The 224-nt window shown below is 36.6% G+C and carries 1 pseudogene; it reads left to right on the top strand.

The annotated features are described in order from the left end of the window. Window positions 1-224, top strand: a pseudogene (locus ACVYAD_RS25345) (hypothetical protein); the annotation flags it as partial.

The following is a 224-nucleotide window of genomic DNA, read 5'->3' as shown; positions in this document are numbered from 1 at the left end:
TTTCACACAAGCAGAAGTAGGTACAATAACGAAAGAAGAAGCAACACAACAACTTGATGAAGCACTTGGAATGAAGGGAGATAAAAAAACAGTAAGCAAACCAGCTAACTTAGAAGAGATTTCTAAAGAAAAAGTACAAGTAGTTTTCACACAAGCAGAAGTAGGTACAATAACGAAAGAAGAAGCAACACAACAACTTGATGAAGCACTTGGAATGAAGGGAG

The sequence above is a fragment of the Lysinibacillus sp. G1-3 genome, assembly GCF_056322905.1.
The sequence above is the reverse complement of the archived record's forward strand: the minus strand, read 5'-3'. Positions and strand labels throughout refer to the sequence as shown.